The organism is Bradyrhizobium australiense, assembly GCF_013114825.1.
Lineage (GTDB): Bacteria > Pseudomonadota > Alphaproteobacteria > Rhizobiales > Xanthobacteraceae > Bradyrhizobium > Bradyrhizobium australiense.
In genome coordinates, this window is the sequence record NZ_JAAVLX010000012.1 from 104,660 (window position 1) to 118,649 (window position 13,990).

General features: G+C 57.9%; 16 protein-coding genes and 1 pseudogene. 15 read left to right on the plus strand and 2 right to left on the minus strand.

Annotated elements, in window-relative coordinates; translation table 11 throughout:
• The first annotated feature begins 1 nt into the window (after position 1).
• From HCN58_RS30695 to HCN58_RS30710, 5 genes are all read left to right on the plus strand, one after another.
• Complete coding sequence (locus HCN58_RS30695) at positions 2-1,609, plus strand: acyl-CoA carboxylase subunit beta (RefSeq protein ID WP_171583083.1); 1,608 nt, start codon at positions 2-4, stop codon at positions 1,607-1,609.
• A gap of 66 nt (positions 1,610-1,675) precedes the next feature.
• On the plus strand, positions 1,676-2,170 hold the full coding sequence (locus HCN58_RS35380; RefSeq protein WP_210266234.1) for a hypothetical protein: 495 nt from the start codon (positions 1,676-1,678) through the stop codon (positions 2,168-2,170).
• 155 nt (positions 2,171-2,325) lie between these two features.
• Positions 2,326-2,715, plus strand: coding sequence for a hypothetical protein (locus HCN58_RS30700; RefSeq protein ID WP_171583084.1), 390 nt, complete (start codon positions 2,326-2,328; stop codon positions 2,713-2,715).
• 135 nt (positions 2,716-2,850) lie between these two features.
• Positions 2,851-3,393 (plus strand): hypothetical protein, encoded by a 543-nt coding sequence (locus HCN58_RS30705; RefSeq protein ID WP_171583085.1) that lies wholly within the window; start codon positions 2,851-2,853, stop codon positions 3,391-3,393.
• A gap of 144 nt (positions 3,394-3,537) precedes the next feature.
• Positions 3,538-3,714 carry a hypothetical protein gene (locus HCN58_RS30710; protein ID WP_171583086.1) on the plus strand — a complete coding sequence of 59 codons (177 nt, stop codon included), beginning with the start codon at positions 3,538-3,540 and terminating at the stop codon, positions 3,712-3,714.
• Between the two features lie 548 nt (positions 3,715-4,262).
• Here HCN58_RS30710 and HCN58_RS30715 read toward each other — a convergent pair.
• The gene (locus HCN58_RS30715; protein WP_171583087.1) at positions 4,263-4,736 is read right to left on the minus strand and encodes a hypothetical protein; all 474 of its coding nucleotides are present in this window, start codon (positions 4,734-4,736) and stop codon (positions 4,263-4,265) included.
• A 63-nt stretch (positions 4,737-4,799) separates the two neighbouring features.
• Between HCN58_RS30715 and trpD the strand changes: the two genes are divergently transcribed.
• The 9 genes and pseudogenes from trpD (at position 4,800) to HCN58_RS30760 (ending at position 12,694) form a co-directional block, all read left to right on the plus strand.
• Complete coding sequence (gene trpD, locus HCN58_RS30720; protein ID WP_171583088.1) at positions 4,800-5,813, plus strand: anthranilate phosphoribosyltransferase; 1,014 nt, start codon at positions 4,800-4,802, stop codon at positions 5,811-5,813.
• A 15-nt stretch (positions 5,814-5,828) separates the two neighbouring features.
• The gene (gene trpC, locus HCN58_RS30725) at positions 5,829-6,647 is read left to right on the plus strand and encodes an indole-3-glycerol phosphate synthase TrpC (protein ID WP_171583089.1); all 819 of its coding nucleotides are present in this window, start codon (positions 5,829-5,831) and stop codon (positions 6,645-6,647) included.
• Positions 6,648-7,148: 501 nt separating this feature from the next.
• Positions 7,149-7,388, plus strand: a complete 240-nt coding sequence (locus HCN58_RS30730) for a hypothetical protein (RefSeq protein ID WP_171583025.1) — start codon at positions 7,149-7,151, stop codon at positions 7,386-7,388.
• A 95-nt stretch (positions 7,389-7,483) separates the two neighbouring features.
• Positions 7,484-7,699 carry a hypothetical protein gene (locus HCN58_RS30735; protein WP_171583090.1) on the plus strand — a complete coding sequence of 72 codons (216 nt, stop codon included), beginning with the start codon at positions 7,484-7,486 and terminating at the stop codon, positions 7,697-7,699.
• Between the two features lie 20 nt (positions 7,700-7,719).
• Positions 7,720-8,220 carry a flavin reductase family protein gene (locus tag HCN58_RS30740; RefSeq protein WP_171583091.1) on the plus strand — a complete coding sequence of 167 codons (501 nt, stop codon included), beginning with the start codon at positions 7,720-7,722 and terminating at the stop codon, positions 8,218-8,220.
• 122 nt (positions 8,221-8,342) lie between these two features.
• A complete protein-coding gene (locus tag HCN58_RS30745; protein ID WP_235984034.1) occupies positions 8,343-8,609 on the plus strand; it encodes a hypothetical protein in 267 nt (88 codons plus the stop codon).
• A gap of 373 nt (positions 8,610-8,982) precedes the next feature.
• Positions 8,983-9,192 (plus strand): hypothetical protein, encoded by a 210-nt coding sequence (locus HCN58_RS30750; RefSeq protein ID WP_171583093.1) that lies wholly within the window; start codon positions 8,983-8,985, stop codon positions 9,190-9,192.
• A gap of 424 nt (positions 9,193-9,616) precedes the next feature.
• On the plus strand, positions 9,617-11,140 hold the full coding sequence (locus tag HCN58_RS30755) for a class I adenylate-forming enzyme family protein (RefSeq protein WP_171583094.1): 1,524 nt from the start codon (positions 9,617-9,619) through the stop codon (positions 11,138-11,140).
• Positions 11,141-11,381: 241 nt separating this feature from the next.
• Positions 11,382-12,694 (plus strand): annotated as a pseudogene (locus HCN58_RS30760) (DUF2130 domain-containing protein).
• 88 nt (positions 12,695-12,782) lie between these two features.
• Here HCN58_RS30760 and HCN58_RS30765 read toward each other — a convergent pair.
• Positions 12,783-13,409, minus strand: a complete 627-nt coding sequence (locus tag HCN58_RS30765; RefSeq protein WP_171583095.1) for a hypothetical protein — start codon at positions 13,407-13,409, stop codon at positions 12,783-12,785.
• Between the two features lie 205 nt (positions 13,410-13,614).
• Here HCN58_RS30765 and HCN58_RS30770 point away from each other — a divergent pair, with 205 nt between their 5' ends.
• Entirely contained in the window at positions 13,615-13,932 is a 318-nt protein-coding gene (locus HCN58_RS30770; protein WP_283814664.1) for a helix-turn-helix domain-containing protein, read from the plus strand.
• Positions 13,933-13,990: the final 58 nt, after the last annotated feature.

The following is a 13,990-nucleotide window of genomic DNA, read 5'->3' on the forward strand; positions in this document are numbered from 1 at the left end:
GATGCAGCGCATTTCCTCTGCAGCGGACGTCAAATCCCACGAATTTCGCCTCAACGAACTCCACAATAGACGACTTGCGGCCGAACTGAAGGAACGACAACGTGTCGTCCGCTTCAACCGTCCTGAACGGGACCTTGAGCGCCTGCGTCGGCAAAACAAGCTGTTTGTACGTGATCGGATCGAGGCTTTGCTCGATCCAGACACTCCGTTCCTCGAGCTTTCGACGCTAGCTGCTAATAAGGCTTACGACGGCGAGGTGCCTGGCGCAGCGCAGGTCGTCGGCATCGGCATCGTAGCGGGTCGCGAGGTCATTGTTCACGCGGATGACGCCAGCGTGAAGGGCGGCGCATGGTATCCGTTGTCTGTCAAGAAGATCGTGCGGGCCTTGGACATAGCAATCGAGAACCGTCTGCCCATGGTTCATCTGTGCGACTGTGCTGGTGGTTTCCTGCCTTTGCAGGCGGAGTTCTTCGCGGATCGATACTACGCGGGTCGAATCTTCCGCAATCAGTCCATTCTCTCGAAAATGGGAGTGCCGCAAGTCGCCATCGCAATGGGTCATTGCACCGCGGGAGGAGCGTACGTCCCGGCGCTTAGCGACTACAACATCATCGTGGAGGGAACGGGCGCGATTTTTCTAGGAGGTCCCCCGGTCGTGAAAGCAGCCACGGGCGAGACGGTATCCGTCGAAGAGCTTGGTGGCGCTCATATGCATACCAGCGTGTCTGGGACGAGTGACTATTTCGCAAGCTCCGAGATGCACGCGATTGCCATCGCACGGGAGATCGTCGCTCGCTTCAATCGTCCCACCAAATCCTCGATGGATCGAGTCTCTCCGGAGCCGCCGGCGTACGATGCGTCCGAACTCTACGGCATCATTCCCAGGGATCCTCGAGTGCAGTTTGATATGCGGGAGATCATCGCCCGTCTGGTGGATGGCAGCCGGTTCCACGAATACCAGCCACGCTATGGCGAATCTCTGGTGTGCGGCTTCGCGCGGCTTTATGGATATCAGATCGGGGTTATTGCAAATAACGGTGTGCTGTTCAGCGAAAGTGCGCTGAAGGGCGCTCACTTTATCCAACTTTGCGATAAGAATCGGACGCCCCTGCTCTTTCTGCAGAATATCACGGGTTTCATGGTCGGCCGCGAATACGAACGGCGCGGCATCACCAAGGATGGCGCCAAGCTGATTATGGCCGTTTCTGGAGCGTCGGTGCCCAAGTTCACAGTCGTTTGCAACGGCTCCTACGGAGCGGGGACGTTCGCTATGGCCGGGCGGGCTTTCGATCCGCGCTTTATGTTCACCTGGCCGCAGTCTCAGATTTCTGCGATGGGTGCAGACCAAGCAGCAGGCGTGCTCACCCATGTCAAGGCAAGACAATTAGCCCGCGAGGGTGGACGCCTATCTGAGCAGGAGTTGGCAGCTATTCGAGAGCCGATTCTGGAAGAGTATCGGGAACGATCGAGCGCCTATTATGCGACCTCCGAAATCTGGGACGACGGCATTCTTGATCCTATCGACACCAGAAACGCGCTCGCAGTCGTCCTGAGCGCTTCGCTCAATACACCCATTGAGGCGCCACATTACGGCGTCTTCAGAATGTAGCGATCGGATCAGGGCCGCCTTGGCGGGATCATCGAGGTAGCGCAGCGCAATCCAGGCACACGTGTAATGGAAATCGGCGCGATAATTGCAAAGCGCAAGGCGCTGATCATGCTCATCCTTCGATCTGGCTGGCTTTCAAATCGGCGGCGGGGTCTACCTCCACACCCACAGAAAGGAAGACAAGTGAAATGCATCACCTTCGCAGCGGCGCTGCTGGCTCTGACGAGCGCGGCGCACGCTGGCCCCGAGCTCGAAGCCAGCGCCGGCTTCCTTGCCGGCATCCGCTCGATCGACGTCACCATGCATCGCGTTCGCCCACACAGATCAGGCGCCGCAAGCCGAAAGAAATGTCCCGCCTCGGTGCGCCGTCGCACATCTACGCCGATCACGACGACGGCGGTGCGCTCGGAGCGGTGCGTGCGCCCCATTGACAGGTCGCACAAGACCGGAGAGATCGTCGCCAGCAGGATTGCGGCGACGAAGACGAGAGCGAGCGCGAAAGCGTTTCACCGACACGACCAGAGCAAGAGACAGAGCACAGTCAGAAACAGAGCAGAGTAATCCGCGCTTACCCGATGATCTGCGCCGTAACAGATCGTCGGGCGTCATCGGAATGTCCGCGTGCCCCCAGATCGATTCCTGACCGCACTGCCACGATTCCGGTCAGTCGACCCGTACTGCAGAACAAAAACCGTCCCGTTGAAGCGAGAGATTGAATGCCCTCCGCTGCCTCAGAAGCCGCCATTTCATTGATGACAAAGCCCACCATCGCCTTGGATGACGCAGCTCGAACGCTAGCATTGGTGAAAGATCGTTGCCTTGCTGCTGGCGAATACCGGCGAGGTATCGATGGCGCTTGCCACGGTTTTACTCACAATAGTGGCGGCGTTGTTGTCGGTTCAGCTGAGGACAGGCGGATCCGGTTTCAATGTGCCCCATCGTCGACACTCTCGAAGCAGCTAGAGGAGATTGGCTTCAAACCAGTTTCGGTGGGAACCACTGAGCCGCTGAAGTCTGTCAGCCTCACGCAGCGCTGGCGAACGGCTTCAGAAATGGTCTGTGCCAATACGACGTCATCACGCAAATGGTGGTCTATGAATTTCTGATGTCGAATGTCGTTGAACGAACGCGATGTGCTGTCGCAAACACGCCACCGGGTTATCGCCTAGGCGGATTAGCTCTTCGCGCGCGCCCAAAAGCGATGTTTTCGTCGGCCCCGAACGGATCCAGGAGTACACCTAGTGGATAATGCCAACAAACAAATAGCGCTTGAAGAACACTCGGCTCTCGAGCAGGTGGTAAGAGGTGGAAAATGGCATCACGACCTGACCCGCGAAGATACTCAGCGCGCCCGTTACAACGGCGGACTTCGCAGCTTTGTCAAAAAGGCAGCCCTCGATTCGGTCCCGATTGCACTTTGCGCTCTGATATTGATCAACTGTGGAGCTGCGCTTGCAGTCTTGGCGTTCCTCGACGGCATATCAACCAGAGCCACAATCGATCTGAGCCTTATCGGCGCCCTCGCCTCAGCAACGCTGTCCTTCGCGTTGGGGGCCGCGCTCGCTTTGCTCGCAATGTTCGCCTGCGCCGCAGCTGAAAAGGTGGTTTCGAGGCTCAGTACTTTTGAGCCACCAAGGATCCAAGAGGCGCGCCGCTTGCGCGCTGCAAAGACCGAGCGCGTTTGCCACATCTGTTCGTTTATTTCCGCGCTGGCCTCGCTAGCTCTATTCGCTTCTGGAATGTCCGAGACGAGCTCCACACTCCCGATGCTTCTGCACAGGTAAGCTGCCCAAGCGCCCTTTCGAGTTGGCTAGTATCGAGCCCGCGAGCTGAGAACCGCCAGGAGCCCCCCGCCCATGCAGTGTCCGAAATGCAACGCCGATAACTGGTGCGAAATCCCGTCGCATGATCCCTGGAGCGGTCGACCGATGATCGCCTGTAATGTCTGCGGCGAATATACTGAGCACAAGCTCGCTGAGCGCGAGGAGGCGTACGCGGTCATTGCCGGCGCCCTGACTGGCGAACACCAACACGACCCGCCGGCTTATGCCGGCAAGATCCTGGATGCCCTTGAGAATGCTGGTCTAACGATCACCCGGACCTGAAGAAGAATGGGAGACCCGCTCATGGGCCATGCCACTCCTTGCCCCGCCTACCCTATATCCCCGGCGCCGGAAAACGCGGGACTGCGAGGCGGTGCGTGATCGTCATGCGGGGCTTCACGCCGCTATGACCGATCTGAAGAGGCAGGTCGATCGAGTGGCATCGAGTCGGCACGATTGCGTCTAGCTAACTATTTCCGTACCGCAACCTCTTGCGCCCGCACTACGGCGAGCACTCTAGGAGGCCACACTCGAGAATGGTGCACAATCGCTCGGGGCTCTGAATCGCATCTATTCCACAATGGAAGATAAGCTCGATCCGCCGCTTCGTGCAAGGTGGACGCGGCTCGGAGTTGCGCCGAGATATCTGCAATATAGCGATATCGGCTCCGGTCACCTCACTGCGCGCTTCGCTTGGGTGCAATAAACGTCGGTATTGCCGAGACAAGTCGGCTGGAGCACGTCGGGCTGCCGTTTTGGATTCAATCTCTTCTTTGCTCCGCATAGGGATCTTGAGCGCGTCTGTCTGGAAACGCCCGCAGTGAGTGTTCTCATATCAGCCAGCCTGCGTCGGGGAAATGGTTTTCCACCATGGCAGTGGCCTGCATTTGGTCGCTTGTGTCCTCGTACCTCAGGAAGCGAGGAGACGCATATGGTGGTGGCACAATGGAATGATGGAATACTGGAATAATGTTCAGCCAAGCCACTGAAAGGGGTTGAACCTTACGCTGCGTCAGGTTGTAGGCTTGGAAACCAATTATGACCAAAGCTACACCACGCAAGCAATGGATATCGGCTAACGCGGCAGCCGGGTTGCCGTGCGCATGATCGCAAGTTTGGAACTGGCGCCTGTTCGAATTGACTTCCCACTGATGATGCCGGAAGGCGGCGAGATCGTGCCGTTTGTCGAGTTCGCATCGGACGAAAGCAAAGAGCCAAAAGAGCGTCTTCAAGCATGTTGTGCGATCGAGCGGCCCGGCGCCCTCGTCACCAAGCTGGAACATCGGGATCGGCTCATCGATCAACGAGGCCGCCTTCGCCCAGGCAACCGCTGCCAGTAGCAACAACTAAGCACGTTCGAAAGCACGATGAACGCCTTCAAATCGATTATTGGCAAAGTCGCCAGTGGCGCCACGCTGACCCGCGAGGAAGCGGCATCCGCTTTCGATAGCATGATGTCGGGCGAAGCCACACCCGCGCAGATGGGCGGACTTCTTATGGCGCTGCGGGTGCGCGGCGAGACGGTGGAAGAGATTACCGGCGCGGCTTTTGCGATGCGGAGTAAGATGCTGCGAGTCAGTGCGCCGCACGATCCCATTGACATTGGAGGGACTGGCGGCGACGCCTCGGACTCGGTCAACGTGTCGACCTGCGCCGCTTTCATCGTCGCTGGCGCTGACGTAAGGGTTGCCAAACATGGCAATCGCGCACTGTCCTCGCGCTCGGGCGCAGCCGACGTTTTGGCGTCGCTCGGCGTGAGGATCGATATGGCCCCTGAAGACATCGCTCGCTGCGTACACGAAGCCGGCATCGGCTTCATGTTTGCGCCGGTCCACCATCCCGCCATGAAGCACGTTCACCCGACCCGGGTTGAGCTCGCTACCCGCACCATCTTCAATCTGCTCGGACCGCTGTGCAATCCGGCCAGCGTCAAGCGACAGATAGTCGGAGTGTTTTCGCGGCAGTGGGTGCTGCCCATGGCGCAGGTGTTGAAGAATCTTGGCGCTGAGTCAGTGTGGGTGGTGCACGGCTCGGACGGACTTGATGAGATCACCCTGACCGGCCCTACCTTGGTTGCCTCGATTGAGACCAGCGAGATCCGCACCTTCGAAGTGACCCCTGAACATGCCGGTCTCCCCCGCTGCGGCAGCGTGGGGCTGAAGGGCGGCGATGCCGATGCCAATGCAGTCGCGCTGCAAAGCGTGCTCGACGGCGCCCCAAGCCCGTATCGCGATATCGCGCTTCTCAATGCGGCCGCGGCATTGATCGTGGCCGGCCGTGCCAAAACCTTGAAGGAAGGCGTCGCCCTTGGGCAGAAATCGCTTGATAGCGGTGCCGCGGCGGCGCGATTGAAACATCTAGTCACAATCTCTAACGCCTGACAGCCGAGCTGACCGATGTCCGACATTTTGACCAAGATCGAGGCCTACAAGCGCGAAAAGATCGCAGCCGCCAAGCGCGCCTTGCCGCTTTCAGAGGTCGAAGCGCTCGCGCGGCGGGCCCCGCCCCCGCGGGGTTTTCTCGCCGCCATCTGCAACAAGCACGCAGCAGATAAGTATGCGCTGATCGCCGAGATCAAGAAGGCCTCTCCCTCCAAAGGCCTTATCCGGGGCGACTTCGATCCGCCCTCGCTTGCCAGGGCCTATGAAGCGGGCGGCGCGGCCTGTCTGTCGGTGCTGACGGATACGCCCTTCTTTCAGGGGCACCCTGATTTCATGATGGCGGCGCGCGCGGCAACATATCTGCCGGTGCTGCGCAAGGACTTCATGTTCGACACCTATCAGGTGACGGAAGCGCGCGCTCAGGGGGCCGATTGCATCCTGATCATCATGGCGGCGCTCGACGACGAAACCGCTCGCGAGATCGAGGCTGCGGCCCTGGCCTATGGCATGGATGTGCTGATCGAGATCCATGACCGCGACGAGCTCGATCGGGCGCTAAAACTTCGATCGCCGATGATCAGCATCAACAACCGCAACCTGCGCACCTTCGAGACCACGCTTACGATCAGCGAGGCTCTGGCGCCGCTCATACCGAAGACTCGCCTGATCGTCGGCGCAAGCGGTATCTGCGCCCCGGGCGATATTCTGCGTCTTTCGCGGCTTGGCATTTCGACCTTCCTGGTCGGAGAAAGTCTGATGCGGCAGGCTGACGTGACGGCGGCGACCCGCGCGCTGCTCTCGCGGCAGGCGACGGTTTCGACCGGAGCGCAGTAATGGCGCGCAAAGCCTCCAAGCCGAGCTCGCTTCGCTTCGAATACTGCTCGCCGGAAACGACATTGAGGTGTCGCCGCTGTTCGACGAGGCCTAGTCAGCATTTAGAAGGTCCGCGGAACTCAATCAGCACCGAGCCGGTTGGTCCCCCCTGCATTTGACGACGGCCGAGAAGTGCGGCCCGTGATCGTGGCGCGAAATGCACCGTTTGCACGAAATAGCGGTGCATTAGCTTGAGACGGTAGAGCAAAATCATGGAAAGCTTTCAGAAATCGAGGCGGAGCTTCGTGAGATGAGGACGGTCTATGCTCGGAGCAGCGCGCTTATCAGGCTGCAGGATGCGTACTGTATCAATCTTGCCGAGCTGATCGAGGCCAAGGCGGCGCCTGACAGATCGACCGCCGCTCAGATCGCCAGAGCCGGTGCGAAGCGACCCACCGAGATCGTCGAAAAGACAGGCGGCTCGGGGACTCGCGCTTCGCGCAACCGGGAAGGAGACAAATAATGATCTCTTGGCGGACGGTCACGGTACTCGGATCAATCGCAACGATCGAACGCATGTTTCGTAAGTTTCGTGAGGTGATCGATACAGACGAGTCGATCTCGCCCGAGCTGCGGCTTTCGTTGCATGCGACGCTGGATGAGCGTCTTCTCTTCGGGAAAGAGCGCCTTTTCGGCAGTATCGGAAGGCAAGACGGCGCGGCGGCCATGCCCATATCACCACCGAGGAACAATTCGCAGTGAATGACGCCGCGCACAGACAGATCACGGACCGCGCGCCCTTCGGACGTACGGGCCCCCTTCGCCGTCGCTGTTGCTGCGCGACGAGGACGCGGAACGTGGTCGATCTGACGCAAAGGCACGCTGAACGTTATCATCCAGGCGGAACCACCGATTGTGTTCAGCTGGATCGCAAGATCATGCTGTGGAGATGTCAGATCATCGGTGCGATCAAGCGCGAATTGCGCGGAGGCAAGTTCGAGAGCCGCGACCAACGCGATCTCCGCATAGCTCAAACGTTCGAAGTCAAACGCCACTCCGGAGCTGGGCTATGAGCTGCCAATCGGCTCCCCGGATGAGCGATATTCAGTCCATCGAAGCGACTGAGTTTCGCCAGGCCATGCGAAATCTGGCGAGCGGCGTCTGCATTGTAGCAACCGGAACGGCCGTCGGACGGCGGGGGTTAACGGTCAGTTCTATTACCTCGATCTGCATGGAGCCGCCCTGCTTGCTCGTCGGTATTAATGCCAGTTCCGAAACTCACGACGCGATACTCGCCAACGGCACTTTTGGCGTGAGTATGCTCGGCGGCAATCAGCAGGACCTCGCACTGCGTTTCGCCGGCCGGCATGGCGCAAACGGTGTCCACCGTTTCGATACAGCGCCATGGGATCAGGGCGTCCTTGACGTACCGGTTCTGCAAAGCGCAATTTGTGTGCTCGAATGCGTCTTGCATCACCACCAACTCGTCGCCACCCATCGGATCTTTATCGGCCGGGTTGTCGCTACGCGATCAGCTCAAGGCAATCCACTCATCAACTTCCGTGGCGAGCTTCGAACGCTACTGTACGGCTGAGTGCAGGTTTTCACCGCAACGTCGTTATTCGTAACGAAACTCTCCGGCCAGGCCTATACTGAAAGTCGCAATGAAGGAGCCGAGTTATGATGATAGAATGCTCGTCCGAGAGGGGAGTGCAATTGGCGAAGCCCATCGATTTTTGCGGGTTTAAGCTCGTCTTGAAGGGCCCGCATGCCGCTAAGCCTTCAGACTTGAAAGGGATTGCGCTCGTTGACCACGGCAACGCGCTGGTGCCTATTGATTTAGTGCCTATCCTGCCTGGATGCCCCAAGGACAACGAAACCTGGGAAGCAGCCTACGCCAAGATGGTCGCAAACGCGCGCGACCGCGGCTGGATTGACGCTAAAGCAAATGCGATTCGCGCACACAGCGAAACAAGGTTCTGATCAGAAAAATCCGAGGCAGCTCGCATCTGCAAGTTAGTGCCCTGCATGCGAGTGACACTCGTCCCTAATCTGTCTCGATAGCGACTCCTTCAGCTCGGCATCTTGCCCAGAAGCGGACACCATGATGGCGGCAAGAAGATCAGCCCTGAATGGGAACCCGACATGCATCAGCCGCGCCGCTCACTAAGACGACGCCTCAAGGCCTTGGCGCTGGAAACGCTGGCCAGTCTCGGGCCGGAGGAAATGGCGGTGCTTCTTCAGCTTTCGAATCATCGCTGCTGCCGGAGGCTTAGGAGTTTGAACATATTCACACGACGGCCGCCCAAAAGAAGTTGAATCGCACGTGGCGTCAAGTTGTAAGATCTCGAAGTAGGTGCCAGCTTCCGGGCGCGCCGTGCTCAATCCGAGAAGCGTGGTTTTGTTCTCCGCACAGATCCCTGGGAGCTGGTATGGCGACAAGATCGCGCAACGCATAAAGGTCGATTGGGCTGCAGAAGCTCCCAAGGAGCTGTGGCGGCAACTTCTGCTCGCCACGATCGGCGCGACGCAAGAGATTGCCGAGTATCTCGGAGCGGCAATGTGAAAAGACCTGACGGCTACAGGAAGGTCTTGCTAGTCAATCACACTGAAGGCCAATGCCGGGCCATTGTGGCCTCAAAGATGGAGATGCCGAAGCCGCCTATATGTGTGGCAAGCCTGTATTGAGAAGATCGCGCAGGAGACTCTCGTCATGGTGCGCTTATCACCATTGTCTGACGCACGCAGCCCCTGTCGAGCAAAACTGAAGCACGTGAGCAAGAGCCTACACTTTGAGTCTCCGGATCACATCCATCCTACCTGAGCTCATGAGATCGTCACAAGCTGCACTCTTTTGCAGATACCCGTCGGAAGGCCCCTCATCTAAGACAATAAAGCCATAATCGACACCTTTCCGAGCGATGTTGAGGAGCTCTCATTGGCCGCTTCGCGAGGCAAGTACTGTGCAAACCAGGGAAAACGGAAGACTGATGGTTGATCTCTGCACGCTGATTGAGCGCAACGCGGCGTTCTCTCCCGACAAGCCCGCGATCCATTTCGAGGGCGAGACCTTAAGCTACGCGGTCTTCAATCAGCGGATCGAGCAGGTCGCGCGCGCCCTAAAAAGCCAGCTCGGTGTCGAGAGAGGCGATCGCGTCGCGATCCTCAGCCTTAACCGGCCTGACCATCTGGTGTTGCTCTATGCCTGCGCGCGGCTCGGCGCAATGCTTGTGCCACTGAACTGGAGGCTTGCGGTCGCCGAGCAGCTCTTCATCCTGTCCGACGCCGCCGCCAAGGTGCTGGTGATCGAACACGCCTTCGAGGCACTCCTGCCGCCGCTGGCGGAGCAACTGCCGGATATCTTTGTCGTCGGCTTGGATTTTGCGCCCCTCGGCGGAAGCAAATGGGATGGCCTGCTAGACCGAGGGCGCGGTGATGGTCGCAATCCGTACACGGACCTGTCCTGCCCGCTTCTGCTCGTCTATACCTCGGGCACCACAGGGCGGCCGAAAGGGGCTGTGCTGCGCCAAGAGGCCTTGCTGTGGAATGGGGTTATGAGTCAGCACATGCATGGCCTCACCTCGGCTGACCATGTCTTGACAGTGTTGCCGCTGTTCCATGTGGGTGGCCTCAATATCCAGACGACGCCAGCGTTGCATCACGGCGCGACGGTTACGATCCACACGCGGTTTACCCCAGAGGCGACGCTCGCTGCTTTCGAGCGTGAACGGCCAACTCTGGCCGTGTTGGTGCCTGCCACGATTCAGGCCCTGACCGAGCATCCCCAGTGGTCGACCACCGACCTAAGCTCACTCAGAGCAATTTCCACCGGCTCAACCATGGTGCCGCAGCACCTGATCGAACGCTTTGTCGCACGCAGCGTACCAGTGCTGCAGGTGTATGGCTCCACGGAGACTTGCCCAATTGCTGTCTATACGAGACTGGGCGGTGATCTCTCGCGTGAGGGTACGACTGGCTTGCCCGGCCTTTTCTGCGAAGCGGCAATCATCGATGATGCGGGCAACAAGCTGCCGCCAGGCGCCCTGGGCGAGATCGCAGTGCACGGGCCTAATGTCTTTTGCGAATATTGGGGCAATCAAGAAGCAACGCGCGAGGCGCTGCATAACGGCTGGTATCACACTGGCGATATCGGCCGCCGCGATGCTGACGGGTATTTTTGGGTCCATGATCGCAAGAAGAATTTGATCATTTCCGGCGGGGAAAACGTTTATCCGGCGGAAGTCGAGCGTGTGCTTATGGAGCATCCAGATGTCGCAGAATGCGCTGTCGTCGGTCGGCCCGATTCGCGCTGGCATGAAGTACCAGTCGCCTATGTGATCAGGCGGTCGGGCGCGCCGACTAACGCGGAAGCACTGACCGCGCATATGCAGTCGCAGCTCGCCCGTTTCAAAGTGCCGCGCGAAATCATTTTCACGGAAGAATTGCCGCGAACGCGGTTGGGCAAGATCCAGCATTTTATGCTGAAAGAGCTCGATGCGCGATCAAGTCGGTAAGGAGGCACCAAAAAAGCGCGGCTATCCTCATTCTAAAGTTGGCTGAAGAGAGCCAACACACCGCCGCCCGACCTGGCCAAGCTCATACGGGGCAAATCTGTGCTCGGTTTCGGTGGAAAGATCGTCCGGAGCCTTACGCCATTCGATCAGGATGCGAAAATAACGCTCTCGCCCATGGCGAGAGCGCTGAGGCTAGTCGCCTCTCGATTATTCAGGCAGCATAGCGTTGAAATAAGGGGGTATAAATTTGATATCAACAAAGACCAATGCTGCGCATGAGCCCACCCTCAACTGCCCTAACTGCAACCATGAGATTAAGCTGACGGAGTCGCTTGCCGCGCCCCTGATCGAGGAAACAGGCCGTCGCTTTCAAGAGCAGCTAGCAGCAAGGATGCTGAGGTCGCGCGCAAGACAGAAGCCTTGCGTCAGGAACGCGAACAGCTTGAGAAAGCGCGCGAGCAAGTTGAGGACCAGGTCAAGCAACGGCTCGCGGCCGAGCGCAGCCAAATTGTTGCAGTTGAGGCGAAGAAAGCCCGGGAGGCGGCTGCGACTGAACTCCAATTGAAAGTCGCCGAAGCCAACGACCTTCGAAAAAAGCTAGAAGCGAACAATGCCAAGCTTGCCGAGGCCCAACAGGCCCAGGCTGAGCTGATGCGCAAGGAGCGCGCGCTCGATGAGGCAAAGCGCGAGCTCGACCTAACCGTTGAAAAGCGGGTCCAGGCTTCGGTTGACGATATCCGCTCCAAAGCCAAGCAGGAGGCCGATGAGGCAGCCAGACTCCGTGTCCTGGAGAAGGACCAGACGATTGAATCCATGGCTCGCACGATCGAGGAATTGAAGCGTAAGGCCGAACAAGGCTTACAACAGTCCCAAGGCGAGGTCCTTGAGCTGGAGCTCGAAGAGCTGCTGCGTGGACGTTTTCCTACCGATCTCATTGAGCCAGTCGGCAAGGGGGAGCTGGGCGCGGACGTTGTCCAGCAGGTGAACGGCTTCATCGGCCAGCCCGCCGGTATCATTCTTTGGGAGTCCAAGCGCACCAAGGCCTGGAGTGAGGGCTGGCTTGCCAAGCTTCGCGATGACCAGCGACGCTGTGGCGCCGATGTAGCCCTCATCATCTCTCAGGCTCTTCCCAAGCACATTGAGCAGTTTGATTTGCTCGATGGCATCTGGGTTACGCACCCGCGCTGCGCCCTGCCCGTTGCCGTGGCCCTGCGGCAGACGCTGATCGAAGTGAACAGCTCTCGCCTCGTTCAGCAAGGCCAGCAAACCAAGATGGAGCAGGTGTATCAGTACTTGACCGGTATGAAGTTCCGGCAGCGGGTGGAGGCTGTGGTCGAGAAGTTCAATGACATGAGGGAGGACCTCGACAAGGAGCGCAAGTTCATGGCCCGGCAATGGTCCAAGCGAGAGACGCAGATCGTTTCAGTGATCGAATCTACCGTAGGCATGGTGGGTGACTTGCAGGCTATTGCTGGCAAGGCCATGCCGGAGATTCCCAGCCTCGACCTGCCCCTCTTAGAGAACCACGACAAGGCCGAACGAAAGGTGTCCTGACCATGGTCTCATCGGGGTTCCTTGGCTTCAGAGCGTCCATACGCCATTAGGCGATCCGGGAAATTTTCTAACAGAACCGAAAGTTGGCCTAATCTATCGGCACGGTATGTCCCAACGTAACGGCATGTTTGCGCTGGCTTGGAGTCAGAGCGCGCCAGAAATAGTGAACCTTGCTTGTTTCCATGGCCGCCAGATCGTCCATGTATCGCTTCTTTTTCAGCGTGACGTTGAAGAACGAAGGGTCGTGATCGATACGGTTCCTTCGTAAGCGCCAAAACACCACAAACGCCTGCATGGGAGTCAACTTCTTGTTAGTTCGATAATACTTCAGCGCACCACTAAGAATTTGCGAGTTCTCCGCCCGAGCCAGTCTCTCCAGCGCTCGGATGCAGGAATCCAAACGCATTTTTTGAACAAGCTTCTCGAGTTGCCGTTTGGCGTCAGCCGGGGTTAGTCGACGGCCATTCTCATAGACTGCAACGTTGAACTGCAGAATACAGTGCGAACCAACATCAAGGCTGTGGTTGGTAAAGCGGTTTTGGATCTCGAAATGATAGCGGAGTCCCTCCTGCCCGCAGAGTTGACAAGTTTCATGGGGCTCTTCGTGGTCATGGGTATGACCAGTAAAGCGCCATTCTTCAAACGCCTTCGGTAGGGTATCCGCGACAGAAAGAGGGAGAATGCTATCCCTTACGCGCTTGGTATAGGTCTCCATTCTTAGGGTCCTTTCTTTTGAAACAGTTCCCCTTACAAATAGGCCCACCAAAGTATCCCCGAGTGCTCAACCCAATGATACACCAAATAGTGACTCTCGCGTTTATGGTGCGCTACAGTTGCTGAAATACAAGATGACAATCAGCTAATTAGCTGATATGCTGTTACAAAACTCAACGAGGGCTATACGAACAATGAGTTTGGATATGTCGTCCTTTGGACGTGCAATCTCTTCCGCACGAAAGCAGAGGGGCATTAGTCAGAAGGAATTGGCTGCCAAGATCGTTAAGGAAGATGGAGAAGCCATCACTCCCCAATACCTAAATGATATTGAACACGATCGCCGAAGCCCCTCTTCAGATCATTTGGTCGGTGAGTTTGCCAAGGTCCTTAAGATAGATGCGCTGGCGCTTTACGGACTCATCGGCATGCTCCCGGAGCAGGATAGGAGGCTCGTGAGAAAAGCCACTCCTGACCAAGTCAACCAAGCGTTTGTAGCGTTCCGGAAGCAATTAAAGGGATAATCTTTGAGGTACGTTCGCGACACTCTGCATGGATTTCGGGAAAGGCCCCACTATGAGC

Bases quoted from the DNA above. Each gene is read 5' to 3' on its own strand.
- HCN58_RS30695 (WP_171583083.1), top strand. From the start codon at position 2: ATGCAGCGCATTTCCTCTGCAGCGGACGTCAAATCCCACGAATTTCGC.
- HCN58_RS30755 (WP_171583094.1), top strand. From the start codon at position 9,617: ATGGTTGATCTCTGCACGCTGATTGAGCGCAACGCGGCGTTCTCTCCC.
- HCN58_RS30770 (WP_283814664.1), top strand. From the start codon at position 13,615: ATGTCGTCCTTTGGACGTGCAATCTCTTCCGCACGAAAGCAGAGGGGC.
- trpD (WP_171583088.1), top strand. From the start codon at position 4,800: ATGAACGCCTTCAAATCGATTATTGGCAAAGTCGCCAGTGGCGCCACG.
- HCN58_RS30765 (WP_171583095.1), bottom strand. From the start codon at position 13,409: ATGGAGACCTATACCAAGCGCGTAAGGGATAGCATTCTCCCTCTTTCT.
- trpC (WP_171583089.1), top strand. From the start codon at position 5,829: ATGTCCGACATTTTGACCAAGATCGAGGCCTACAAGCGCGAAAAGATC.
- HCN58_RS30730 (WP_171583025.1), top strand. From the start codon at position 7,149: ATGATCTCTTGGCGGACGGTCACGGTACTCGGATCAATCGCAACGATC.
- HCN58_RS35380 (WP_210266234.1), top strand. From the start codon at position 1,676: ATGGAAATCGGCGCGATAATTGCAAAGCGCAAGGCGCTGATCATGCTC.
- HCN58_RS30740 (WP_171583091.1), top strand. From the start codon at position 7,720: ATGAGCGATATTCAGTCCATCGAAGCGACTGAGTTTCGCCAGGCCATG.
- HCN58_RS30710 (WP_171583086.1), top strand. From the start codon at position 3,538: ATGATCGCCTGTAATGTCTGCGGCGAATATACTGAGCACAAGCTCGCT.
- HCN58_RS30700 (WP_171583084.1), top strand. From the start codon at position 2,326: ATGCCCTCCGCTGCCTCAGAAGCCGCCATTTCATTGATGACAAAGCCC.